Raw genomic sequence first — 23239 nt, 5'->3', positions numbered from 1 at the left:
TTTTTCGCATACCGAATCAACTGGTCGTCGTATCGACCCGTGAAACGGCATGTTGAATCGTGCCTCGATACGGTGTGGACGGACGCCCTGCTCAGTTCTCCAGTTTTTTCGTTATCGTGGTGCGGCCGCCGTAGTCGTCGATGACCATGTACCGCACGGTTGCCGGCTTGCGCGTGGATGCCGCAACACCCGGCAGAACGAACTGCGCGCGGTCGAACGGCGCGACCATTCCGCCGCCTGCCGATACGAACGTGCCACCCGCATCGCTCTCCACCTTGCCGAACGAAACGTAATACGGCGTGGGGTTGGCAACCTCGAGCACGACCCTGCGGCCGCCCGCGCCAGGCGCTGCCGCGGCCGTTTTCCAGACCAGTTGATCGGGTGCGGCGTCCACGCCATCGGCGAGCGCCGTCGGTCGAAAGAAGAGTTTGATGCGCGTCCGGAATCCGAACCGCAGCTGGTTACCGGCATCCTTCTGGCCGGCCGGCACTTCGAGTACGTTCAGCCAGTAAATCGATTCGCGGTCGCCGGGCAGCGATGCCGGCGTATGCGTGATGCGCAGCACGGCACTGCGACCGGGCTCGACGCGCTTCAGTGACGGAGCGACGATGAACGGCACCTGCAACTGCTCGGGCGGCACGTCGACACGGCCATCGTCGACCCAGCTCTGCGCAAGCACCGGCTGCTCCGACGTGTTTTCGACGCGCACCGTCACGTCGCGCTCGCGTTCCGGGAAAACCACACGCGTGCCGTTCAATACAAGCGCTGCCTGCGCCGGCACGGCGCAGGCAGCCCATGCCACGACGCAACACGTCACCACATAATTAACAGTCCGAAATGACAAGATCATGGCACGGAACATGGACAACAACGATCAGTAGTAAGCGAGCGTGTAGCGGATGAACGAATTGCCCGAGCCGGTCTTGATGGCGGCCTGATCGACCGTCGACACGTAGGCGGCCGAATAGGTCAGCGTCGCCGTATTGTCCTTCACGGTTGCGACCTGCGCATCCGCCAGGTTTTGCGGCTTGCCGAGCCAGATCTTGCCGGCCTTGCCGTTGCCGGCGTCGCTGACCTGAATCTCCACGCCTTCGGCCGGTTTCGTCCCGACGAGCTTCAGGTTGCCGGTGGCCGGATTGACGTTGACCGATGCCGGGTCGAAATCGATCACGACCTTGGTATCGTCGGTACAACCCGCGTTGCCGCCGATATTCAGCGCAAACGGCACCGGCGTGGACGTCGAGCCGGCCGTGGCGAACGTGCTGGGGTTGATATGGTCGCCCAGCGACACTTCGCGGATATTGTCTACGCCAGGCGCCTGGCCGTTGATGTTGCACGTCACGTCCGAGATGCTTCCCTCGAACTTGATCGTCCCGTCGTATGCATGGGCAACCGTCGGAACCAGGACTGCGCTTGCGATACCGGCCGCAACCCAGCACCGAAGAAGTTTCATCTTCATTTCCACTTTCCTATGAGATTGATTGGCTTGTGGCATACCGGCCGACATGCGCAATGCCGCTTGCTTCAATGGCATGACGCGAAATGACGGCCGCGCCGTCATTTCCGGAGAAACGGAATGTTCCGCTCCCCTTCGAATATTGACGGTCAAGCAATTCTATTTATCCGAGCCTGAAATTAATATCGTACAAGTAAGAAATTGGCGGAGCCGAAAGCATTCGTGAAGGAATGCTTTCGGGTGGTTTATTTACGCGTCTGCCATCGCAGCGGCTTTTCGGGAAACGAGGCCATTCCGGCACGCCAGTTCCGCCAGCCTGGCAGGGCATTCAACGAATGGCCAAAGCATAAACAAAAGATCGTGTCAATATGCCCAACGACAGAGAATCCCGGGTCAGCAGAAAAGTCCTAATTCAATACATAGAGTCGGGACAAAACTCAATCCAACTCCTGGAATTTAGGATTGGAATTGAAAGCGGCCCCGTCAGCTGGAAAAAGCAATGCGCCAGTGTCCGACGATTTTTCTTTTTATTACTACGGCACGTCGGGAGAACGCGCGGCGTCCATCACCGGAAATCCGAACGGCCTGAACCGGAAGGCAAGGGAATATCGTGATGCAGGCCAGCGCCTGCATGCGTCGGTCGAGCGACCGCGTGCGAAGTCTGCGCGCTTCGGCAGACGTGAAGGGGTCGGTCGATCGTGGCGCCGTGGCCGGCGGCACGCGAAAAAAGACGCCCGCTGCAGGCAGCGGGCGCGAATCCCAGTCAAGGAGGTGTCACACGAACTACAGGCCCAGATTAAGGAAATCGCGTGCAATGGACAACGAATCGATTTCCATATCGATATGACGTGACACGCTCATGCAGGCACTTCCCGCGTCGAACAATGGATGCCGCCGCCGCCCGACGCGATGCCGAGGATGTCGACCTGCACGATCGCCCGATTCCCCACATACGGGCGGACCGCCGCGACCGCGGCCGCATCGGCTGCCGCATCGTTGAACTTCGGCATCACGAGCGCCCCGTTGCACGTGTAGAAATTGATGTAGCCGGCCGCGAAATGCGACATCTGACGGTCGTTCAGCGTGGTCCCGGCGGACGTGCCGAAATTCGTCGGCGGCACCAGTTCGACGATCTTCAGCGGCCGGTCGTTCGCATCGGTCTGGCCCGCAAGGCGCTGCCGGTTCACATCCGTCAACGCGCGCTCGCCGGTCGAGTTCGACGCGTCGTAACAGCACGCGACCACGCCCGGCGCGAGAAAGCGTGCGTAGAAATCAACGTGCCCGTTCGTGATGTCGGTCTCGCCGGCCGGCGTCGCCGCGCCGCCGGCACCGCCCACCCCGCTGCCGCGCGGATAGGTTGCCGTGCCCGGCAGCCAGATGATCTTCCGCACGCCGAGCGTGCGCTTCAATTCGGCGAGCACGGTATCGCGGGCCGTCGGCAACAGCGTCGCGCTGGCGATCGCGCCGTTCGAGATGTCGAACAGATGCGGATTGCGGTTCACGTGCAGCACGGCCGACTCGGTGAGGATCGCCGTCCCGTCGCCGTCGAATTCGATCGCGCCGCCTTCGAGCGTCAACGTGCTGCGGATCAGGTTCGCGCCGTTGGTCTGCGCCATCCAGCCCGCCACCTTGCTGTCCTGGCTGAACGGCTGGAAGAACTTGCCCGCTTTCGACCGGTTGCTCGCGGCCAGGATCGCCGGCGGAATCGTCCCCGCACCCTGACCGGCGCCGTCGGTATTCGCGTTACCCCAGCCGTTGAAATTGAAGCCGATCGCGTTCAGCGCATTGCCGTTCGACGTGTCCCGGACGAACACGCAACCCGTGTCGCGCACCCAGAAATCGTCGAAGCCGTCGGCGAGCGCCACGAGGGTGATCCCGCCGGTACCTGCTGCGCGTGCCGCATAGCGCGCATGCAGGTCGGGATTCGCGACGCTCGCGGTCGCGAGCAACGCGCGGGCCGCATCGAGGTCGGCCGGCAGCACCAGCATGTTGACCGGTTCGGTTGCGCCGATCGCCTTCGCGACGTCCATCAGGTCGGCCCGCACCCGGTCGATCCCGGCATCCGTGCTCTGCGGCGTGACCGGCATCCAGATGCCTTCCGTGCCGGACGCAAACGCCATGTAGGTCGATGCGTGCGGTGCGTCTTCGGCTGGCAGCCGGTACACGGCCTGCCGTGCCGACGGTGTCGTGCTCGGCGTGGAAACCGTGCCGGAGGCTCCGTCGTCGCCGCCGCCACCGCATGCTGCCAGGCTGCCCAGCAGCGGCAAGCCGAGAAAGGCGGCCGAATATCGAATGAAGCCGCGCCGCCCGGTATCCGGCGTGTGCCGTGCACGCTTGCCGGCGTTCGCGTGGGTACGTTGTTTCGTCATGTTTCCACTCCATTGCGCGGGCGGCACGCACGCGTGCGCACCGGCTTCCGTCTTGCAAGACGGATTCCGCATTGTTTTCAGTAGTCCGGAACGAATCGTTGCCCGCAACGGTCGTGCGGACCGGTCACGCATACCGGCCCGCGGCCGCGCTCAGGCCGGCTGCTGCTGCGTGGTGCAGTGAATGCCGCCGCCGCCCGCGGCGATGCCGTCGATATTCAGCTGGATGACCTCGCGGCCGGGGAACAGGTCGACGAGCGTGTCGCGCGTATTGCGGTCGGCACGGCTGTCGCCGAATTGCGGCGCAATCACCGCGCGATTGCACACGTAGAAATTGATGTAGCCGGCCGCGAACTCCGCGTTCTCGTATTGGTGCCGGACGGTCTTCGGGCCCTGCAGCACGACGACCTTCAACGGGCGCCCCTTCGCATCGGTGGATTTCCGCAGGATCTCCAGATGCTGCCGCGTCACCGCGTGGTCGTACGACGAAGGGTCCGTGTCGAGCCCCGCCACCACGACGCCCGGGCTCGTGAAGCGCGCGTAGAAATCGGTATGCCCGTCGGTGATGTCCTTGCCGGCGATGCCCGGCAACCAGATGATCTTCTTCAGCCCCAGCAACCGGCTCAGTTCCGCCTCGCACTGGGCCTGGCTGACGCCCGGATTGCGGTTCGCATTCAGCACGCAGCTGCGCGTGATGATCGCCGTGCCCTCGCCGTCCACCTCGATGCCGCCGCCTTCCAGCACGAGCTTCGTGTCGACCAGCCGCGCGCCGGCGCGTTCGGCCACGAACGGCGCGACTTGCGCGTCCTGGTCGTGTTCCTGCTTGTTGCCCCAGCCGTTGAAATTGAAGCTCACGCCGCCGAGCTGGCCCGACGCGTTCTTCACGAACACCGGCCCCGTATCGCGCATCCACAGATCGTCGACCGGGTGCTGGACGAGCTCGACCGACGAACCGCACAGCCGCGATGCGACCGCGTAGTCTTCCTCCCGCACCAGCATCTTCAGCGGCTCGTGCACGGCGATTGCCTTCGCAACGGCCGCGAGGTTCTCGCGCACCACCGGCAGCAGCCGCGCGCCCCAGATGTCCTCGCTCGGGCCGAACGCCATCCAGGTCGCCGTGTGCGGCGCGCCCTCGTCCGGCATGTGCCAGGCGGCGCCCTGCTGCGCGTGCGCAGCGCGGCCGAACAACCCGCCCATCGCGCCGGCGGCCAGCGCCGCGCCCGATACGGACAGGCCGCGTTTCAACAGTTGACGTCGTGTAGTCATGGCATTCCTCTTTCGCTTGCCGGTTACTTCGATTGTTTCAGGGCGGGCCGTCACGGTCGCGCCGTCTTGAAGCCGAGCCAGGTCCGGCCTTCGAGACGCATCGCGGCCGGCGATTCGGCGATCGGCGTGAACAGCGTGCGCCGCGTCGATTCGTCCGGATAGACACCCGGATCGCGCACCAGCGCCGGATCCATCAGCTTCAGCGCGCCTTGGTTCGCATTCGCGTAGCGCGTCGAATTCGAGATCTTCGCGATCACGTCCGGACGCAGGATGTAGTTGATGAACGCATGCGCGTTGTCCGGATGTTTCGCGGATGCCGGAATGACCATCGCATCGAACCACATCAGGGTGCCGATCCGCGGAATGTCGTACACGACGTCGCGCTTCGGATCGCGCGCCTTCGCCTTCTGCGCGGCCAGGTTGATCGCGCCGGAAAAACCGACCGTCACGCACAGCTCACCGTCGATCAGCTCGTTGGCGTCGGACGAACCCACGAACTCGCGGATGAATGGCCGGATCTTCATCAGCATCGCCTGCGCGGCCGCGTAGTCCTGCGCGGACGGATGCATCGGATCGCGGCCGACATGACGCAGCGCCAGCGGCAGCACGGTGCTCGCGGAGTCCTGCAGGCCCAGGCCGCACTTCGCGGCGACGCGCGACGCGATCTCCGGCTTGAACAGCAGGTCGAGGCTGTCGGCCGGCATGTCCTTGCCGAGGATCGCGCGCACCCTGGCGCGGTCGTAGCCGACGCCCACGGTGCCCCACATGTACGGCACGCCGTACTGGTTGCCGGGATCGGACTGCGCCATCTGCTTCAGCAGCGACGGATCGAGATATTTCAGGTTCGGCAGCCGGTTCTTGTCGAGCTTGCGAAACACACCCGCCTGGATCTGCCTGGCCATGAAGTCGTTGGTCGGCCACACGAGGTCGTAACCGCTGTTGCCGGTCAGCAGCTTCGACTGCAGCGTCTCGTCGCTGTCGTACGCGTCGTAGCGCACCTTGATGCCGGTTTCCTTCTCGAAGCCCGCCAGCGTATCCGGCGCGAAGTAATTGCTCCAGTTATAGAGGTTCAGTACCTTCTCTTCGTCGGCGCGCGCCGTTCCCGCCAGCACGCACAGCGCGAGGCCCAGCGCCGCGACACGCAACCATCCTTGCCGTTTCATCGCGCCTCCCTCATCGATAGCAGGACGATACGCCGTCGCTGGTCAGCAACGTGCGATACATCTCCGGGCGGCGATCGCGGAAGAAGCCCCACGATTGCCGGTCGGCGCGGATCGCGTCGAGATCGAACGTGTGCACGAGCACCGCCTCGTCGGTGCGGTTCGCCTCGGCCAGCTTCTCGCCGGTGTGATCCGCGATGAAGCTCGACCCGTAGAACACGCCGGTGAGCCCCTGCTGCTGCGGATTGCCGTTGCCGAAGCCAGCTTCGCGGCCGATCCGGTTGGCCGCCACCACCGGCACCATGTTGGCGGCCGCGTGGCCCTGCATCGTGCGCTGCCAGTGGCCGGACGAATCGAACGCACTGCTGAACGGCTCCGAGCCGATGATGGTCGGAAAGCACAGGATCTCGGCGCCCATCAGCGCGAGGCAACGCGCCGTCTCCGGATACCACTGGTCCCAGCAGATGCCGATGCCGATCCGGCCGAAGCGCGTATCCCACACCTTGAAGCCGGTATCGCCCGGTGTGAAATAGAACTTCTCCGTATAGCCCGGCCCGTCCGGGATATGCGTCTTGCGATAGACGCCGAGCACGCGCCCGTCCGCGTCCGCCACGGCGATCGAGTTGTACGCGGCATTGCCCGCGCGCTCGAAGAAGCCGATCGGCAGCACGACGCCGAGTTCGCCGGCCAGCGCCGCGAACCGGGCGATCTGCGCGTTGCCTTCGATCGGCTGCGCGAGTTCGAGATGGCGCACGTTCTGGTCGAGGCAGAAGTACGGCATCGCGAACAGCTCCGGGCACAGCACGAGATTCGCGCCCTGCGCGGCGGCCGCGCGGATCAGGCGCTCCGCGGTGGCCATGTTGTCTTCGAGATTCCAGCTGCCCGACGCCATCTGGACGGCGGCGACGGTGATGTGTTTGGACGGCATTGCGATTGCTCCTCGATGGAACCGGAAACCGCTGACGGGACGTCGCTCAGTGCGCGACGGACGGCTGCTGCTGCGTCGAACAGTGGATGCTGCCGCCGCCGATCGACAGCGTCGGGATCGGCAGCATCTGCACCTTTCGCGTCGGGAACGCCCGGCTGAAAGCGTCGCGTGCGGCCTCGTCCTGCTCGACGCCGAATGCGGTCACGATCACCGCGCCGTTCACCAGGATGTAGTTCGCATAGCAGTCGCAGTAGCGCTCGGAGCCGAAGCGTTCGCTGACGATCGGCGACGGCAGGTCGAGCAGCTCGAAACGGCGCCCCGCCGCATCGGTCGCGAGCTCCAGCGCGCGGCGGTTCTCCCGCATCACGCGGAAATAGTCGCCCTGCTCCGGCAGTGCGGTCTGGCACAGCATCCGGCCGGGTGCGATGAACGACGCGATGCCGTCCACGTGCCCGTTCGTCTCCACTTCGTCGGGGTTGCCCGGCAGCCACACGATCTTCTCGACGCCCAGCATGCGGCGCAATTCCGCCTCGATCTCCGCGCGGCTCAGGTGCGGATTGCGGTTGGGATGCAGCAGGCAGCTCTCAGTCGTGACCAGCGTGCCCTGCCCGTCGACGTAGAACGAGCCGCCCTCCAGCACCATGTGCGAATTGAAGATCTCGGCGCCGGCCGCGCGCGCGATGTCCTGTCCGGCCTGCTGGCAGCCGTCGTACGGCTGGTACTTCTCGCCCCAGCAGTTGAAGCGGAACACGGCCGCGCCCAGCCCGCGCCGTTCGCTCACGAGGAAGATCGGCCCGCAATCGCGCAGCCAGTTGTCCTCGGCCGCGACCGGCAGCACGTCGACGCTCGGGCCCACCAGTTCGCGCGCGGCGTCGGCCTGGCTGTGGTGCACCGCGACCACGCAGCGCTGATAGCGCGCGATCGTGCGCGCGACCAGCGCGAATTCGCGGCAGACCTGCGCGTAATGCGTCCCCCACAGGTCCTCGCGATTGTCGAGCACCGGCCATCCGAGCCACGTCGCGTGCATGGATTCCCATTCGGCTGGCATCCGGTAACCGCGCTGGCGAGCATCAAAGCGACCCATCGATCCGACTCCGTTGTGATTGATGAGCGATTTTCCGTCAGGTTAAACTTGATGAATATTGATATTTTTTGGCCGAATCAATCAATTCACCTCATATCTCGATGCAACGCGTTCCGTCCCTGAAACTACTGACCGGCTTCGAAGCCGCGGCCCGGCTGGGCAATTTCTCGCGCGCGGCCGACGAGTTGCACCTGTCGCAGTCGGCGATCAGCCATCAGATCCAGCAACTCGAAGCGCAGCTCGGGCAACCGCTGTTCCGCCGGCGCGGCCGCGGCGTCGAGCTGACCATCGCCGGCGAGGTCCTGCAGCGCAGCGTCCAGCGCGCGATGGACACGTTGCGCGGCGGGCTCGACCGCATCGCGACCTACCTGAACCCGGGGCTCGTCGTGCTGGTGTGTCCGGCGCCGTTGCTGCACGGCTGGCTGCAGCCGCGCCTCGAGCAGTTGCAGCAGGCGCTGCCGGACCTGTGCCCGCTGCTGTCGACCGACGAAACCGCGCGCTACGTCGACGAGATCGACGTCGACATGACGATCGGCACGCGGCCGATGCTGCAGCCGGGCCTGGTCGATATTCCGTTCATGCGGGACGAATGGGTGACGGTATGCGCGACGCCGCTGGCCGAGACACTCGCCCGCGCGCCGCGCGCCGAACATGCACGGTACGCGGGGCTCGTCTGCCTCGAAACGAGCCTGACCGACGAGCGCATGGCGACCGTCTTTCGCGAGCAGTTGTCGGATTTCCGGATGCAGGCGATCTACGACGACCAGCGGCTCGTGCTGGACGCCGTGCAGCGCGGCCGCGGCATTGCGTGCCTGCCGCGCCTCGTCGCGCAGGCCGGCCTCGACCAGCACACGCTGACCGTGCTCGCCGACTACCCGCGCCTGCCCGGCACCACATGGTGGCTGTCGCGGATGGAAGGCCCGTCGCGCTCGCCGATCGTCGAGCAGATGTTCGACTGGCTGGTCCAGCAAGGCATCCTGTCGAGCGTGGCCGACCCGGCGCCCGACCATGCACCGCCTCCGCCCGCGTAATCGAACGCCGAAAAAAAACGTCCCGCCGGCTGGCGGGACGTTCGTCATGAGGCAAATGCGTACGATGCGCGGTCGATCACGGCTCGTGACGCAGGTACCCTTCCTTGCTCGGATCGCGCATCCGCCACGACACGATCAGCGAGATCGCGCACAGCACGGTCACGTACCAGTAGAAGGTTTCCTCGCTGCCGATCGACTTGAACCACAGTGCGACGTACTCGGCCGAGCCGCCGAAGATCGCGTTCGCGACCGCATACGACAGGCCGACCCCCATCGCGCGCACTTCCGGCGGGAACATCTCGGCCTTGATCAGCCCGCTGATCGACGTGTAGAAGCTGACGATCGCGAGCGCAACCGTGATCAGCACGAACGCCGCCACCGGGCTCGTCACGTCCTTCAGCGCGTGCATCAGCGGCACCGTGCCGATCACCGCGAACGAGCCGAACAGGATCATCGACGTGCGGCGGCCGATCCTGTCGGACAGCGCGCCGAACACCGGCTGCATCAGCATGTAGACGAGCAGCGCGACGGTCATCACGTTGCTGGCCGTCTTCGCATGCATGCCGGCCGTGTTCACGAGGTACTTCTGCATGTACGTCGTGAACGTGTAGAAGATCAGCGAGCCGCCGGCCGTGAAGCCGACCACCGTGAAGAATGCCCCCTTGTGCTGCCACACGCCGCGGATCGTGCCCGCGTTTTTCTTGTCGCGCGATTCGGACGTCGACGTCTCGTCGAGCGACTTGCGCAGGTACAGCGAGATCAACGCGGCCGCCGCGCCGACCACGAACGGAATGCGCCAGCCCCACGCCTTCAGTTCGTCGCCCGACAGCGTCTGCTGCAGGATCACGAGCACGAGCAGCGCGCACAGCTGGCCGCCGATCAGCGTCACGTACTGGAACGACGCGAAGAAGCCGCGGCGGCCCTTCAGCGCCACCTCGCTCATGTAAGTCGCGCTCGTGCCATATTCGCCGCCCACCGACAGCCCCTGGAACAGCCGCGCGACCAGCAGCAGCGCCGGCGCCAGCGCGCCGATCTGCGCGTAGGTCGGCAGCACCGCGATCACGAGCGAGCCGCCGCACATCATCAGCACCGAGATCATCATCGCGTTGCGGCGGCCGTGGCGGTCGGCGATGCGGCCGAACAGCCAGCCGCCGATCGGACGCATCAGGAAGCCGGCCGCGAACACCCCCGCCGTGTTCAGCAGCTGCGTCGTCGTGTTGCCGCTCGGGAAGAATGCCGGCGCGAAGTACAGCGCGCAGAACGAGTAGATGTAGAAGTCGAACCACTCGACGAGGTTGCCCGACGAGGCGCCGACGATGGCGAACACGCGCCGCCGGGTGTCATGCGCGGACAGCGCAGCTTGTTCGGTCTGGACGTCCATGGATTGGTCTGTTCCTTGTAGTACTTTCTGGGCGAGGCGGCTGGGCCGCCGCGTGCGATCGAACGTGGCACCGGTTCCGGCGCACGGCGCTACGTGATTTTAGCGAAATGTAAAGTAACAGGCTCTCCGGGTTCGTCCGGATGTAGAAAATTTTTCTCCCGCCATGCGTTCGTCATATGAAAACGCCAGCCCGCAGGCTGGCGCTCGGTGCAAACTTTCCGCAGGCGACGTTCAGATCCGCACCTCCGGCGGCACGTAGCGGCACTCGTAGCGCTTGCGCACGGTACCGGCCTCGTCGACGCTTTCCAGGAACACGTCGAATTGCCAGAGCCGCGCCATGTGCTTGAGCACTTCGTCGCTGTCGTTCGACAGGTGACGGTTGTCGGTCATGAAGTGGCGCAGCGTGAGGCTGCGGTCGCCGCGCGTGTTCACCGCCCACACCTGGATGTTCGGTTCGCGGTGATGGATGTCGTACTGCCTCGACAGCGCCTGCCGCACATACTGGTAGCCCGAATCGTCGTGGATCGCCGACACCTCGAGCGAATCGCGCATGTCGTCGTCGAGCACCGAAAAGAGCCGCATGTCGCGGATCAGGCTCGGCGACAGGTACTGCGCGATGAAGCTCTCGTCCTTGAAGTTGCGCATCGCGTAGTGCATCGCCGGCAGCCACGGGGTGCCCGCGATCTCGGGAAACCACTTGTAGTCTTCCTCCGTCGGCGCTTCGCAGATCCGCCGGATGTCGCTCATCATCGAAAAGCCGAGCGCGTACGGGTTGATCCCGCTGTAGTACGGCTTCGTGACGGGCGGCTGGTAGACCACGTTGCTGTGCGAATGCAGGAACTCCATCATGAAGCTGTCTTCCAGCTTCCCCTGGTTGTACAGCGTATTCAGCAACGTGTAGTGCCAGAACGTCGCCCAGCCTTCGTTCATCACCTGCGTCTGCCGTTGCGGGTAGAAATACTGGCCGATCTTGCGCACGATGCGGATCACCTCCCGCTCCCACGGTTCGAGCAGCGGCGCATTCTTTTCCGCGAAATACAGCAGGTTCTCCTGCGGCTCGGGCGGATAGCGGTCTTCCTGCTCCTCCATCAGCTCGGGCTTCTTGCCCGGCAGCGTGCGCCACAGTTCGTTCACCTGCGACTGCAGGTACGCCTCGCGTTCACGCCGCAGCGCGGCCTCCTTCGACAGCGAAGGCTTCTGCGGCCGCTTGTAGCGGTCGACGCCGTAGTTCATCAGCGCATGGCACGAATCGAGCAGTTCCTCGACACGATCGAGCCCGTAGCGCTCCTCGCATTCCGCGACGTAGTTCTTCGCGTACACGAGATAGTCGATGATCGCGTGCGCGTCGGTCCACAGCCGGAACAGGTAGTTGCCCTTGAAGAACGAGTTGTGCCCGTACGCCGCGTGCGCGATGACGAGCGCCTGCATCGTCATCGTGTTCTCTTCCATCAGGTACGCGATGCACGGGTTCGAGTTGATGACGATTTCGTACGCGAGGCCCATCTGGCCGCGGCGGTAGCTCTTCTCGGTCGACAGGAAGTGCTTGCCGAACGACCAGTGACGGTAGTTGACGGGCATCCCGACCGACGCATACGCGTCCATCATCTGCTCGGCGCTGATCAGTTCGAGCTGGATCGGGTAGATGTCGAGCTCGTATTGTTCGGCGACCTGCGAGATGTGCGTGTCGTATTCCTCGAGCAGTTCGAACGTCCAGTCGGACGGGCACGGCAACGGCTTGCGTTCGGCAACGTTCATACGCGCTTCCTTTTGCCCTGGGCCGGGCAAGTCGGCGGCCGGCGGCGGTGGTTCGGCCTGCCCGCGTTGCTGCGGTGCGGCAGGACCTGCCGTGTCGTCGCCGGAAGGGCGCGGCGCATAGCCGCGCGACTCGTTGTGCAGATGGCGGGTCGTCATGACATTTCCACCTGCTTTTCGAACAATTCGCGAAACACCGGGTAAATGTCGGCAGCCGATTCCACTTTTTTCATCGCGAGATGCGGCTGAGACAGGGCCAGCTGCGCGTATTCCAGCCACAGGTTCTGCTCTTCCGGCGCGACCTGGATATACGCGAAGTAACGCACCTTCGTGAGGATATCCTCTTCCAGGATTTTGCGACACTTGGGCGAATCGTCAGTCCAGTTGTCGCCGTCGGACGCCTGCGCGCCGTAGATGTTCCACTCGGTCGGCGAGTAGCGCTCGTTCATCACCTTGCGCATCAGCTCGAGCGCACTCGACACCACCGTGCCGCCGCTCTCGGTCGAATGGAAGAAGGTGTCCTCGTCGACTTCCTCGGCACGCGTATGGTGGCGGATGAACACCACCTCGATGCGCTCGTAGTTACGCTTGAGGAACAGGTAAAGCAGGATGAAGAAGCGCTTCGACAGATCCTTGCGCTGCTCGTCCATCGAGCCCGACACGTCCATCAGGCAGAACATCACGGCCTGGCTCGACGGTTGCGGCTGCTTCACGCGGTTGATGTAGCGCAGGTCGAACGGATCGATGAACGGAATCCGCCAGATGCGCCCCTTCAGGTGATGGATCTCGGCCTCGAGCACCGCGATCTCCGCGCGCCGGTCTTCCGGGTCGCTCTTCATCGCCTCGAGCTGCGCCTCCAGCTCTCGCAGCTCGTTGACGAGCGGCGAGCCGAGCGCGATGCGACGCCCGAGTGCGCTGCGCAGCGAACGCACGACGTCGATGTTGTTCGGCGTGCCTTCCGCCGACCAGCCCGCGCGCACGTTCTTCCAGCTCGGCACCGTCAGCAGGTGCGTCTTCACGAGGCGAGGCAGTTCGAGATCGTCGAAGAAGTACTGCATGAATTCGTCGCGCGACAACTCGAACACGAAGTCGTCCTGCCCTTCGCCCTCGTTGCTCGCCTGACTGCCTCCGCCGCCCGAGCCGCCCTGCGGACGCGGGATCTTGTCGCCGCGCACGTAGTCCTCGTTTCCGGGGTGCACGTATTCACGACGCCCGCCAGGCGCGTGCCGGAAATTCGGCTCCGCGATGTCCTTGCGCGGGATCGTGATGCTCTGCGTGCTCTGGATATCCTTGATGCTACGGTCGCGCACCGCGTCGGACACGGCACGACGAATGTAGTTCTTGACGCGACGCAGAAAGCGTTCGCGGTTGGCGATGCTCTTGTTCTTGCCGGCCAGCCTGCGGTCGATGATTTGATGAAGCACTCCCGGTCTCCCGCTCGAAAGTCGATCTGCCGGGGCACTCGCCGCGCATGCCGTCTGCCGTCATGCGGGCGGCGCCTCTGAAGGCGCCCGTACGGTCTCGCCGTACGGGCGCGGTACCGCGCGCGTCATGATGACTTGCGCACGCGCAGGTACCAGTCGCAAAGCAGCCTCACCTGCTTCGGCGTATAGCCCTTCGCGACCATCCGGTTCACAAAGTCCTCATGCTTGCGCTGCTCCTCCGCCGAACCCTTCGCGTTGAACGAAATCACCGGCAACAGTTCCTCGGTGTTCGAGAACATCTTCTTCTCGATCACGACGCGCAACTTCTCGTAGCTCGTCCACACGGGGTTCTTGCCGGCGTTCGCCGCCCGTGCACGCAACACGAAGTTCACGATCTCGTTGCGGTAATCCTTCGGATTACTGATGCCGGCCGGCTTCTCGATCTTCTCCAGCTCCGCGTTCAGCGCGGCGCGGTCGAAGCTCTCGCCCGTATCGTGATCGCGGAATTCCTGGTCCTGGATCCAGAAGTCCGCATACGTGACGTAGCGGTCGAAGATGTTCTGGCCGTACTCCGAATACGACTCGAGGTAGGCCGTCTGGATCTCCTTGCCGATGAAATCCGCGTAGCGCGACGCCAGTACGTCCTTCACGAAGGACAGATACTTCTGCTCGGTTTCCGGCGGGAACTGCTCGCGCTCGATCTGCTGCTCGAGCACGTACATCAGGTGCACGGGGTTGGCCGCGACCTCGCTCGAATCGAAGTTGAACACGCGCGACAGGATCTTGAACGCGAAGCGTGTCGACACGCCCGTCATCCCTTCGTCCACGCCCGCATAGTCGCGGTATTCCTGGTACGACTTCGCCTTTGGATCGGTATCCTTGAGGTTTTCGCCGTCGTACACCTGCATCTTCGAGAACAGGCTCGAATTCTCCGGCTCGTGCAGGCGCGACAGCACCGAGAACTGCGACATCATCTTCAGCGTGCCCGGTGCGCAGACGGCCTCGGCCAGTGACGAGTTGCGGATCAGCTTCTCGTAGATCTTGGTCTCTTCCGATACGCGCAGGCAGTACGGCACCTTCACGACGAAGATCCGGTCGAGCAGTGCCTCGTTGTTGCGGTTGTTGCGGAACGCCTTCCATTCCGACTCGTTCGAGTGCGCGAGGATGATCCCGTCGAACGGAATCGCGCCGAAGCCCTCGGTGCCCTTGAAGTTGCCTTCCTGCGTGGCGGTGAGCAGCGGGTGCAACACCTTGATCGGCGCCTTGAACATTTCGACGAACTCGAGCAGGCCCTGGTTCGCCAGGCACAGGCCACCGGAGTAGCTGTACGCGTCGGCGTCGTCCTGCGCGTACTGTTCGAGCTTGCGGATATCGACCTTGCCGACCAGCGACGAGATGTCCTGGTTGTTCTCGTCACCCGGCTCCGTCTTCGCGATGCCGATCTGCCGCAGGATCGACGGATAACGACGCACCACGCGGAACTGGCGGATGTCGCCGTTGTATTCGTGCAGGCGCTTAACGGCCCACGGACTCAGGATGTTTTTCAGGTAGCGGCGCGGAATGCCGTACTGTTCCTCGAGGATCGGGCCGTCTTCGTCGTAGTCGAACAGCCCGAGCGGCGATTCGTTGACGGGCGAACCCTTCAGCGAATAGAACGGCACGCGCTCCATCAGTTGCTTCAGACGCTCGGCGATCGACGACTTGCCGCCGCCCACCGGGCCAAGCAGATAGAGGATCTGCTTCTTCTCTTCGAGCCCTTGCGCAGCGTGACGGAAATATGCGACCACCTGCTCGATCACTTCCTCCATTCCGTAGAACTCACGGAATGCGGGATAGACCTTGATGACCTTGTTCGCGAAGATCCGCGACAGGCGCGGATCGTTGCGGGTATCGATGTGTTCAGGTTCCCCGATTGCTGCCAGCATGCGTTCACCAGCCGTCGCGTACGCGGATGGATCGTTCTTGCAGAGCGCGAGATACTCCTCCAGCGAGAGCTCTTCCTCTCGCGTTTTTTCGAAGCGGTTCGCGAAGCTGCTGTAAATATCCATGCTACCTCCCTCGCCTGAGTCTGAAGACGTGCCTGCCTTCGTACGACTGCGCAGAAGCAAGCGCGTTCGAATTCATCCTAAACCCTTTCTTATTTTTTTTCACGAACTCTTCGTATGAAGTTCGTCATTCTCGACAACACCGCTTGGACAACGCATTTCGTCGTTTTACAATCGATCTCCCGAGCCGCAGAAACTGCATCCGTCACGTCTCGTCGAACAACGGAACGTCTTGTGCGTTGGACACATCCGACGTCGTCACTTCCCCCCTCATCCCTATACGTTCGAGCAGCCGTTTGCGACGACACGTTGCGCGCGCCGTTACAAATTTTTTTCGCAGCGCCCTTACGGAGATACCCGTACGACGGATGCGGGAACTTCACTCGCACCTGTGCGCACCTCCGTCGATGCAGAGCGTTCGATGCACGCAACCTTGCACGATCGTCGTTCATGTACGTCGTCTGTCACATTTCTCCACCGCAGAAACGACGACGCCCGCATGTTGCGGGCGTCGTTCGCTACCAAATGGGATACCAATGGGATACCAAATGGGGATAGATGCGCGGCACGCGCGAATCAGAAGGTTTCCCAATCGTCCGCGCCACCGGTAGCGGCCGCCTGCGCGGGCGCAGCGGCGGCCGCGACGGGCTTGCGCACCGGTGCCGCCGCAGCCGCGCGTTTCGGCGGGGCATCGCGATCGTCGCGCGCAGCAGCGACAGGCACGGCAACCGCAGCGGAAGGCGCACGCGGCGCGTGACGCACCGCAACCGGTCCCGCGGCACCCGGACGCGACGTGTCGTCGGCGAGCTGGAATACTGCTGCCGTTTCACGCAGGCGCCCGGCCTGTTCGTCGAGCGACTGCGCGGCGGCCGCGGCTTCCTCGACGAGCGCCGCATTCTGCTGCGTGACCTCGTCCATCTGCGCGACCGCGCGCGCCACCTGGTCGATCCCGCCGCTCTGCTCCTCGGATGCCGCCGCGATCTCGCCCATGATGTCCGTCACGCGCTGCACCGCACCGATCACGTCGCTCATCGTGCGCCCTGCCTCGTCGACCAGCGTGGAACCCGACCGGATGCGCTCCACCGACGCGTCGATCAGCACCTTGATCTCCTTGGCCGCGGCCGACGAACGCTGGGCCAGGCTGCGCACCTCGCCCGCGACGACCGCGAAACCGCGGCCCTCCTCGCCGGCCCGCGCGGCTTCCACTGCTGCATTCAGCGCAAGAATGTTGGTCTGGAACGCGATTCCCTCGATGATCGCGATGATGTCCGCGATCTTCGCCGAGCTGTCGTTGATCTCGCCCATCGTGCCGACCACCTGGCCGACCACCGTATTGCCCTTGTTTGCAATCTCCGACGCATTCGCGGCCAGCGAACTCGCCTGGCGTGCATTGTCTGCGTTCTGCTTCACGGTGCCGGTCAGCTGCTCCATGCTCGACGCGGTTTCCTGCAGCGCCGCGGCCTGCTCCTCGGTGCGCGACGACAGGTCGATGTTGCCGGCCGCAATCTGACGCGCCGCGGTCGCGATCGACTCGCTGCCGCCGCGCACGGTGCGCACCGTATCGACGAGCCCGCGCTGCATCTTGCCGAGGCCCTCGAGAAGCTGGCCCATCTCGTCACGCCGGTCCACGACGATCGGCCGACGCAGGTCGCCGGCGGCAATCGCGTCGAAATGCGCGAGCGCGTCGGCAATCGGGCGGCCGATCGCGCGGCTCAGCGTCAGCCACGACACCACCGCGGCGGCGAAGCCGGCCACCAGCGCGACGATGGCCAGCAAACGCAGCGTCTCGTACACCGATTCCGCATGATCGAAGTTGGCTTGCGCGTCACTGAACTGGTAGTTGCGCAACGCCTCGCTCGCCGTCGAGAGGTCGGTGTAGCGCGCCTGGAGCTGCTTGGCGCCGTCGCCGACGCGGTCGGCCTGATTCGCCCCGAGCACGCTCGCGAACGCGTCGCACTCGTGCTGCAACGCCTGCCGCTTCGCGGCGACGTCCTGTGCGATGCGATCCTCCTCCGGGCCGCGCGGCAACGCGAGGTACTTTTGCCACCAGGTGTCCGACTGCGCGCGCATCCCGCGGCTTCGCTCGATGGCAGCCGCCGCATCGGGCGTGCCGGCCAGGAGCGCCGCCCGGTCGAGGGCCAGGCGTTCGCGCGCCGAGTAGATCTCGGCAATCGAGACATCGACCGCGCTTGGCATCTGATTCGTGAAGATCTCGCGCGTCGTACCGTTCGCGCGCGTCATTCCATACACGCCGAGCCCACCGATCACACCGAGGAGCACCGCCAGAAACGCCATCGTGAAACCGATGCGCGCACGAATCGTCAGGTTTTTGAACGCCATCATCCTTCCTGTGTTGCGTCGTGATGGACGGGACGGACCCGTCGCTTCAAAGCATTGCTTCACCTGATTCATTTACGACCAGACACCGCACAACTTGATGGCGTTTCCACTATTTTTTCGAATTATTCGTCTGTTTATTACAAATAGCTGAACGAAAATACGTGCGTCACCGTGCACTGGCGTGCACGGCGATGAGAGGCTCTCCGTTGCCGGCGTGCAGCGCGGATACGCGGCCGGCCATCGTTTGCGATGAACCGGCTGCGATGCGTGATCCGGCCCTATCCGGCCAGTTCGGCAAGCGTGGGAATCGACGGTTGCGCGCCCGCCCGCGTGACCGACAGTGCCGCCGCGCGTTGCGCGAAGCGGATCGCCGTGTCGACGTCCGCGCCGGCCGCGAGCCGCGCGGAAAAGCCGCCGATGAAGGTATCGCCGGCCGCCGTCGTGTCGACGGCCTGCACGGCCGGCGCCGGATAATGCCGCGCGACCCCGTCGGCCGTCAGCGCAAGCACGCCGCGTGCGCCCAGCGTGACCAGCACGTTGCGCGCGCCGCCAGCCTGCAGCGCGCGGGCGGCGGCTTCCGCCTCCGCCGGGTCGCGCACCGGCAGCGCGGTCAACGCGGCTGCCTCGACCTCGTTCGGGATCAGGTAATCGACGAGCGGCAGCCAGCCGTCCGGCAGCGGCGCGACGGCCGGGGCCGGATTGAGCACCACCGTGCGGCCGAGCCGCCGCCCGGCCGACAGCGCCGCGAACACCGCATCCGGCGGCGTCTCGAGCTGGCAGATCACGACGTCCGCCGACGCCAGCGCGGCCTCGTGCCGCGCGACTGTATCGGTCGTGACCTCGCCGTTGCCGCCCGCGACGATCACGATCGCGTTCTGGCTCGCATCGTCGACGACGATCAGCGCGACGCCGGTCGACGCCGACGCGCTCGTCGCGAGCCCCGCGCAGTCGATCCCCTCGGCTTCGAGACCCGCACGCAGTGCCGCGCCGTGCGCATCCGCGCCGACGCAGCCGATCATCGCGACCTGCGCGCCGAGCCGCGCGGCAGCGACGGCCTGGTTGCCGCCCTTGCCGCCCGCCGCCTGCGCGAACGCATGCCCGGCGAGCGTTTCGCCGGGCAGCGGCAGGCGCGGCGCGCGCACGACGAGATCCATGTTGAGGCTGCCGACCACCGTCACGCGGCCGGCGCCCGCAGCGGGCGCCGTCATGCGCGACCGCCGGAAGCCGGCGGCTCGCGGTAGATCGCCGTCGATTCACGCAGCACGAGACGCGGCGACACGACGCGACGGCGGCTCGGCACGGCCGACGAGCCGCCGCCGATCCGCTCGATCAGCGTCTGCGCGGCCATTTCGCCGAGCGCGCGCACCGACTGGCCGACCGTCGACAGCGCCGGATACGTGTAGCGGGAGAATTCGATGTCGTCGAATCCGATGATCGAACAGTCGTCGGGCACGCGCATGCCGCGCTCGGCCGCCGCACGCAGCGCGCCGACGCCCATCAGGTCGTTGCCCGCGAAGATCGCGCTCGGCCGCACCGATTCGAACAGCCGCGACGCCGCGTGATAACCGCCGAGGCACGAGAAGTCGCTTTCCGCGATCGCGCCCGGCACGATGTCGACACCGCGCTCGGCCATCGCACGGATGAAACCGTGCACGCGCATCGCGCTGACTGCCGTGTCGGTCGGCCCCGTGATGCAGCCGATCTTCGCGTGCCCGAGCTCGAGCAGGTGGCGCGTCGCAAGGTACGCGCCGCGCTCGTGGTCGATCTGCACGAGGTCGGCCGCGAGCCCCTCGATGTTGCGATCGACGACGACGAGCGGCGCATGGATGTCCGCAAGCGTCTGCGCGAGCACCGCATCCTCGCCCGCCGACGCGACGATCAGCCCGTCGATGCGCTTTTCCTGCAGCACGCGCAGGTAGTTGCGCTGCTTCACGGGATCGTCGTCCGAGTTGCAGAAGAACACGCAATAGCCATTGGCCGCGCACTGATCCTCGATGCCGCGCGCAAGCTCCGCGAAATACGGATTCGTGCTGTTCGGCACGACGAGGCCGATGGTCGCCGTCGCACGCGCCTTCAGCGAGCGTGCCACGGCCGACGGCACGTAATTCAGCTCGCGGATCGCGCCCTCGACCTTCGCACGCACATCCGCAGACACCGGCCGCGAGTTGTTCACCACGTGCGAGACGGTCGTAAACGACACGCCCGCCATGGCTGCCACATCCTTGATCGTCGCCATTTCCCGTTTCTCTCTGGTCTGTTCTGTCTGTCTTTCTACCGCACGCGCGTGCGCCGGCTGCGATACGTATCGAGCACGACCGCCACCACGATCACCGCGCCGGTGATGATCCGTTTCGTCGGCTCGTTCGCGCCGATCTGCGCCAGCCCCGCGGCCAGCACGGAGATGATCAACACGCCGAAGAACGTGCTGATCACCGAGCCGCGCCCGCCCATCAGGCTCGTGCCGCCGATCACGACGGCCGCGATCACCTGCAGTTCGAGGCCGACGCCCGCGTTCGGGTCGGCCGCCTCGAGCCGCGAAATCTGGAACAGCGACGCGAGCCCCGCGAGCGCACCCATCAGCGCGAATACGAGAATTTTATACGGCCTCGGGTTAACCCCGGCAAGTCGGACGGCTTCTTCGTTCGTGCCGATCCCGACGAGATAGCGTCCGAACACGGTGCGCGTCAGCACGAACTGGGCCGCGATCATCACCGCGACCGCGATCAGGAACGCCGGCGAGATGCCGAGCGCGATCGGGTTCGACAGGAAATCGAACGCGTCGCCGATATAGGCGGTGCGCGAATTCGTCAGCTGATACGCGAGGCCGCGTGCGGCCTCCAGCACGCCGAGCGACACGATGAACGACGGGATCCGCCAGCCGACCGTGACCGCACCCGTCAGCGCGCCCGTGACGGTCGCGACCGCGATGCCGATCAGCGCAGCCGGCAGCGGCCCCCACTGCCATTTCAGCGCGGCGACGCTGACCATCGATGCGGCGAGCGCGAGCACCGAGCCGACCGACAGGTCGATCCCGGCGATGATCAGCACGAAGGTCATCCCGACCGACATCACGACGAGATCGGGAATCTGGTTCGCGATCGTGCTGAACGTATCGTAGGTCAGGAAATGCGAGCTCAGCGTCGAAAACAGCACGATCATCGCGGCAAGCGCGCCGGCGAGCCCGAGATAGTTCGACAGGCCGAGCCGCGTGCCGGACAGCGTGCGCGCGCGGCGCCCCGTCACGTCCTGCTGCGCGCCTGCGTCGGTCGGGGATACGGGAGGCTGGGTCATTGCTGTCGTCCTGTCGTCGAAGTGCCCGGAGCGGCGCCTTGCGCCTGCCCCGCGTCCGGATGCCGTGCGCCGTCCGGCGGCGTCTCGCGGCCGAAGCCGGCGAACGCCGCGGCCAGCAGTGCATCCTGGGTCCAGTTGCCGCGCTCGAACACGGCGGTCATGCGGCCGGCCGACATCACGCCGATCCGGTCGCAGATCAGCATCAGCTCACGCAGGTCGCTCGACACGACGACGAGCGCGCGGCCTTCGCGCGCGAGCGCGCCCATCAAAGTGTAGATCTCGAACTTCGCGCCGACGTCGATCCCGCGCGTCGGCTCGTCGAACAGCAGCACGCCCATGTCGCGCGCGAGCCAGCGGCCGATCACGACCTTCTGCTGATTACCGCCCGACAGTTCGCCGACCGCCTGCGCCGCACCGTGCGTGCGGATTCGCAGCGCGTCGATCTGCTGCTCGGCGAGCGCCGTTTCACGCGCGCTGTCGACGATGCCGCCGCGCGCCAGCCGGTCGAGCTGGCCGAGCGACACGTTCGCGGTGATCGACTGCGTGAGCAGCAACCCTTCGCCCTTGCGATCCTCGGTGATCAGCGCGATGCCGTGCTTCACCGCCTCGACGGGCGAGCCGATCCGCACCGGCTTCGGCGGCTGGCCGATCGCGATCGTTCCCGCATCCGGCGCATCCGCGCCGTAGATCAGCCGCAGCAGTTCGGTACGTCCCGCGCCGATCAGCCCCGAGATCCCGAAGATCTCGCCCGCGCGCACCTCGAGCGACACGTCGCGCACCGCCGTCCCGCGGGCGAGGCCCGACACGACGAGCCGCGGTGCGCCGATACGGCGCTCGCCGAGATCGATGTGCTCGCCGATCTCGCGCCCGACCATCAGCGTGACGAGCCCGTCGGACGTCGTCGCCGCCATGTCGCCCGCATGGACGAGCCGGCCGTCGCGCAGCACGGCGACCCGCTCGGCGACACGCGCGAGTTCCTCGAGCCGGTGCGAGATGTAGATGATCGCGACTCCGCGTGCCTTCAGCCGGTCGATCTGCTCGAACAGCAGCTCGACTTCACGCGCGGTCAGCATCGCGGTCGGTTCGTCGAGAATCAGCACGCGGCAGTCGCCGATCAGGTTGCGCGCGATCTCGACCATCTGCTGATGGCCGATGCCGAGCGCGCCCACCGGCGTATCGGGATCGACCATGTCGAGCCCGACCTGGGCCATCGCGGCCCGTGCGTCGTCGCGCAACCGCGCGCGATCGATGATCCCGAAGCGCCGCGGCAGGCGGTTCAGGAACAGGTTTTCGGCGACCGTCAGGGTCGGCAGCAGGTTCAGCTCCTGCATCACCATGCGCACGCCGAGCGCCTCGGCCTGCGTCCGGCTCGCCGGCGCATAGGGCTGGCCGCCCAGCTGCATCGTGCCGGCGGTCGGCTCGACGAGCCCGCCGATGATCTTCGACAGTGTGCTCTTGCCGGCGCCGTTCTCGCCCGTCAACGCAAGCGCGTGGCCCGCGTCGAGCGTCAGCGTGACCTCGGCGAGCACGGGTTCGGCATAGGTCTTGCCGATGCCGGATACGGACAGCACGGGAGCGGCTGCGCGGGAGGGTTGGGAAGTCGGGTCCATCGCGATCCTGGTTGCGGCCGCGCGCACGCGGCGCGCGGGTATGACGCTCACAAGTGCATGTGCATGCAGTGGCCGTGATCGCGCTCACCCCTGATAACGGCCGCC

General features: G+C 65.4%; 18 protein-coding genes. 2 read left to right on the top strand and 16 right to left on the bottom strand.

Annotated elements, in window-relative coordinates:
- Nucleotides 1-91 precede the first annotated feature (91 nt).
- Nucleotides 92-862, bottom strand: a complete 771-nt coding sequence (locus PQB87_RS08670) for a fimbrial biogenesis chaperone (RefSeq protein ID WP_258403779.1) — start codon at nt 860-862, stop codon at nt 92-94.
- A 12-nt stretch (nt 863-874) separates the two neighbouring features.
- Nucleotides 875-1459: a fimbrial protein gene (locus tag PQB87_RS08665; RefSeq protein WP_048020632.1), complete on the bottom strand. Its 585-nt coding sequence runs from the start codon at nt 1457-1459 to the stop codon at nt 875-877.
- A 459-nt stretch (nt 1460-1918) separates the two neighbouring features.
- Between PQB87_RS08665 and PQB87_RS08660 the strand changes: the two genes are divergently transcribed.
- Nucleotides 1919-2308 carry a hypothetical protein gene (locus tag PQB87_RS08660; protein ID WP_489242817.1) on the top strand — a complete coding sequence of 130 codons (390 nt, stop codon included), beginning with the start codon at nt 1919-1921 and terminating at the stop codon, nt 2306-2308.
- A gap of 5 nt (nt 2309-2313) precedes the next feature.
- Here PQB87_RS08660 and PQB87_RS08655 read toward each other — a convergent pair whose 3' ends face one another.
- From PQB87_RS08655 to PQB87_RS08635, 5 genes are all read right to left on the bottom strand, one after another.
- A complete protein-coding gene (locus PQB87_RS08655) occupies nt 2314-3825 on the bottom strand; it encodes an agmatine deiminase family protein (RefSeq protein ID WP_153488259.1) in 1512 nt (503 codons plus the stop codon).
- A gap of 150 nt (nt 3826-3975) precedes the next feature.
- Nucleotides 3976-5088: an agmatine deiminase family protein gene (locus PQB87_RS08650; protein ID WP_489242816.1), complete on the bottom strand. Its 1113-nt coding sequence runs from the start codon at nt 5086-5088 to the stop codon at nt 3976-3978.
- Nucleotides 5089-5138: 50 nt separating this feature from the next.
- Complete coding sequence (locus tag PQB87_RS08645; RefSeq protein WP_489242815.1) at nt 5139-6251, bottom strand: polyamine ABC transporter substrate-binding protein; 1113 nt, start codon at nt 6249-6251, stop codon at nt 5139-5141.
- A gap of 10 nt (nt 6252-6261) precedes the next feature.
- Nucleotides 6262-7176, bottom strand: coding sequence for an N-carbamoylputrescine amidase (gene aguB / locus PQB87_RS08640; RefSeq protein WP_489242814.1), 915 nt, complete (start codon nt 7174-7176; stop codon nt 6262-6264).
- 46 nt (nt 7177-7222) lie between these two features.
- Nucleotides 7223-8260: an agmatine deiminase family protein gene (locus PQB87_RS08635; protein ID WP_059817137.1), complete on the bottom strand. Its 1038-nt coding sequence runs from the start codon at nt 8258-8260 to the stop codon at nt 7223-7225.
- Between the two features lie 101 nt (nt 8261-8361).
- Between PQB87_RS08635 and PQB87_RS08630 the strand changes: the two genes are divergently transcribed.
- The gene (locus PQB87_RS08630) at nt 8362-9291 is read left to right on the top strand and encodes a LysR family transcriptional regulator (RefSeq protein WP_489242812.1); all 930 of its coding nucleotides are present in this window, start codon (nt 8362-8364) and stop codon (nt 9289-9291) included.
- Between the two features lie 76 nt (nt 9292-9367).
- On the opposite strand, the gene PQB87_RS08625 is transcribed toward PQB87_RS08630, so the two are convergent.
- The 9 genes from PQB87_RS08625 to PQB87_RS08585 all read right to left on the bottom strand — a co-directional run bounded on the left by PQB87_RS08625 (nt 9368) and on the right by PQB87_RS08585 (nt 23134).
- Nucleotides 9368-10672 (bottom strand): MFS family transporter, encoded by a 1305-nt coding sequence (locus PQB87_RS08625; protein WP_021163178.1) that lies wholly within the window; start codon nt 10670-10672, stop codon nt 9368-9370.
- Between the two features lie 231 nt (nt 10673-10903).
- On the bottom strand, nt 10904-12583 hold the full coding sequence (locus tag PQB87_RS08620; RefSeq protein ID WP_027787471.1) for a SpoVR family protein: 1680 nt from the start codon (nt 12581-12583) through the stop codon (nt 10904-10906).
- Nucleotides 12580-13848, bottom strand: coding sequence for a YeaH/YhbH family protein (locus PQB87_RS08615; RefSeq protein WP_021163180.1), 1269 nt, complete (start codon nt 13846-13848; stop codon nt 12580-12582). The genes PQB87_RS08620 and PQB87_RS08615 overlap by 4 nt, the downstream gene beginning before the upstream one ends.
- A gap of 125 nt (nt 13849-13973) precedes the next feature.
- A complete protein-coding gene (locus PQB87_RS08610; protein WP_021163181.1) occupies nt 13974-15896 on the bottom strand; it encodes a PrkA family serine protein kinase in 1923 nt (640 codons plus the stop codon).
- A gap of 573 nt (nt 15897-16469) precedes the next feature.
- Entirely contained in the window at nt 16470-18233 is a 1764-nt protein-coding gene (locus tag PQB87_RS08605; RefSeq protein ID WP_489242811.1) for a methyl-accepting chemotaxis protein, read from the bottom strand.
- Nucleotides 18234-18511: 278 nt separating this feature from the next.
- Nucleotides 18512-19441, bottom strand: a complete 930-nt coding sequence (rbsK, locus tag PQB87_RS08600; protein WP_059682698.1) for a ribokinase — start codon at nt 19439-19441, stop codon at nt 18512-18514.
- Nucleotides 19438-20469: a LacI family DNA-binding transcriptional regulator gene (locus tag PQB87_RS08595; RefSeq protein ID WP_027787474.1), complete on the bottom strand. Its 1032-nt coding sequence runs from the start codon at nt 20467-20469 to the stop codon at nt 19438-19440. Before PQB87_RS08595 ends, rbsK begins: the two co-directional genes overlap by 4 nt.
- Nucleotides 20470-20504: 35 nt before the next feature.
- Nucleotides 20505-21524: an ABC transporter permease gene (locus PQB87_RS08590; protein WP_027787475.1), complete on the bottom strand. Its 1020-nt coding sequence runs from the start codon at nt 21522-21524 to the stop codon at nt 20505-20507.
- A complete protein-coding gene (locus PQB87_RS08585) occupies nt 21521-23134 on the bottom strand; it encodes a sugar ABC transporter ATP-binding protein (RefSeq protein ID WP_059682699.1) in 1614 nt (537 codons plus the stop codon). The genes PQB87_RS08590 and PQB87_RS08585 overlap by 4 nt, the downstream gene beginning before the upstream one ends.
- Nucleotides 23135-23239: the final 105 nt, after the last annotated feature.

Source organism: Burkholderia sp. KL41, from assembly GCF_057005415.2.
Note: the sequence above shows the minus strand (reverse complement) of the source record. Positions and strands in the feature narration are given on the sequence as shown.

Coding starts and splice junctions, on each gene's coding strand:
- PQB87_RS08665 (WP_048020632.1), bottom strand. CDS start 1,459: ATGAAGATGAAACTTCTTCGGTGCTGGGTTGCGGCCGGTATCGCAAGC.
- PQB87_RS08605 (WP_489242811.1), bottom strand. CDS start 18,233: ATGGCGTTCAAAAACCTGACGATTCGTGCGCGCATCGGTTTCACGATG.
- PQB87_RS08650 (WP_489242816.1), bottom strand. CDS start 5,088: ATGACTACACGACGTCAACTGTTGAAACGCGGCCTGTCCGTATCGGGC.
- PQB87_RS08590 (WP_027787475.1), bottom strand. CDS start 21,524: ATGACCCAGCCTCCCGTATCCCCGACCGACGCAGGCGCGCAGCAGGAC.
- aguB (WP_489242814.1), bottom strand. CDS start 7,176: ATGCCGTCCAAACACATCACCGTCGCCGCCGTCCAGATGGCGTCGGGC.
- PQB87_RS08645 (WP_489242815.1), bottom strand. CDS start 6,251: ATGAAACGGCAAGGATGGTTGCGTGTCGCGGCGCTGGGCCTCGCGCTG.
- PQB87_RS08595 (WP_027787474.1), bottom strand. CDS start 20,469: ATGGCGACGATCAAGGATGTGGCAGCCATGGCGGGCGTGTCGTTTACG.
- PQB87_RS08635 (WP_059817137.1), bottom strand. CDS start 8,260: ATGGGTCGCTTTGATGCTCGCCAGCGCGGTTACCGGATGCCAGCCGAA.
- PQB87_RS08670 (WP_258403779.1), bottom strand. CDS start 862: ATGTTCCGTGCCATGATCTTGTCATTTCGGACTGTTAATTATGTGGTG.
- PQB87_RS08630 (WP_489242812.1), top strand. CDS start 8,362: ATGCAACGCGTTCCGTCCCTGAAACTACTGACCGGCTTCGAAGCCGCG.
- PQB87_RS08585 (WP_059682699.1), bottom strand. CDS start 23,134: ATGGACCCGACTTCCCAACCCTCCCGCGCAGCCGCTCCCGTGCTGTCC.
- PQB87_RS08625 (WP_021163178.1), bottom strand. CDS start 10,672: ATGGACGTCCAGACCGAACAAGCTGCGCTGTCCGCGCATGACACCCGG.
- PQB87_RS08610 (WP_021163181.1), bottom strand. CDS start 15,896: ATGGATATTTACAGCAGCTTCGCGAACCGCTTCGAAAAAACGCGAGAG.
- PQB87_RS08655 (WP_153488259.1), bottom strand. CDS start 3,825: ATGACGAAACAACGTACCCACGCGAACGCCGGCAAGCGTGCACGGCAC.
- PQB87_RS08620 (WP_027787471.1), bottom strand. CDS start 12,583: ATGACGACCCGCCATCTGCACAACGAGTCGCGCGGCTATGCGCCGCGC.
- rbsK (WP_059682698.1), bottom strand. CDS start 19,441: ATGACGGCGCCCGCTGCGGGCGCCGGCCGCGTGACGGTGGTCGGCAGC.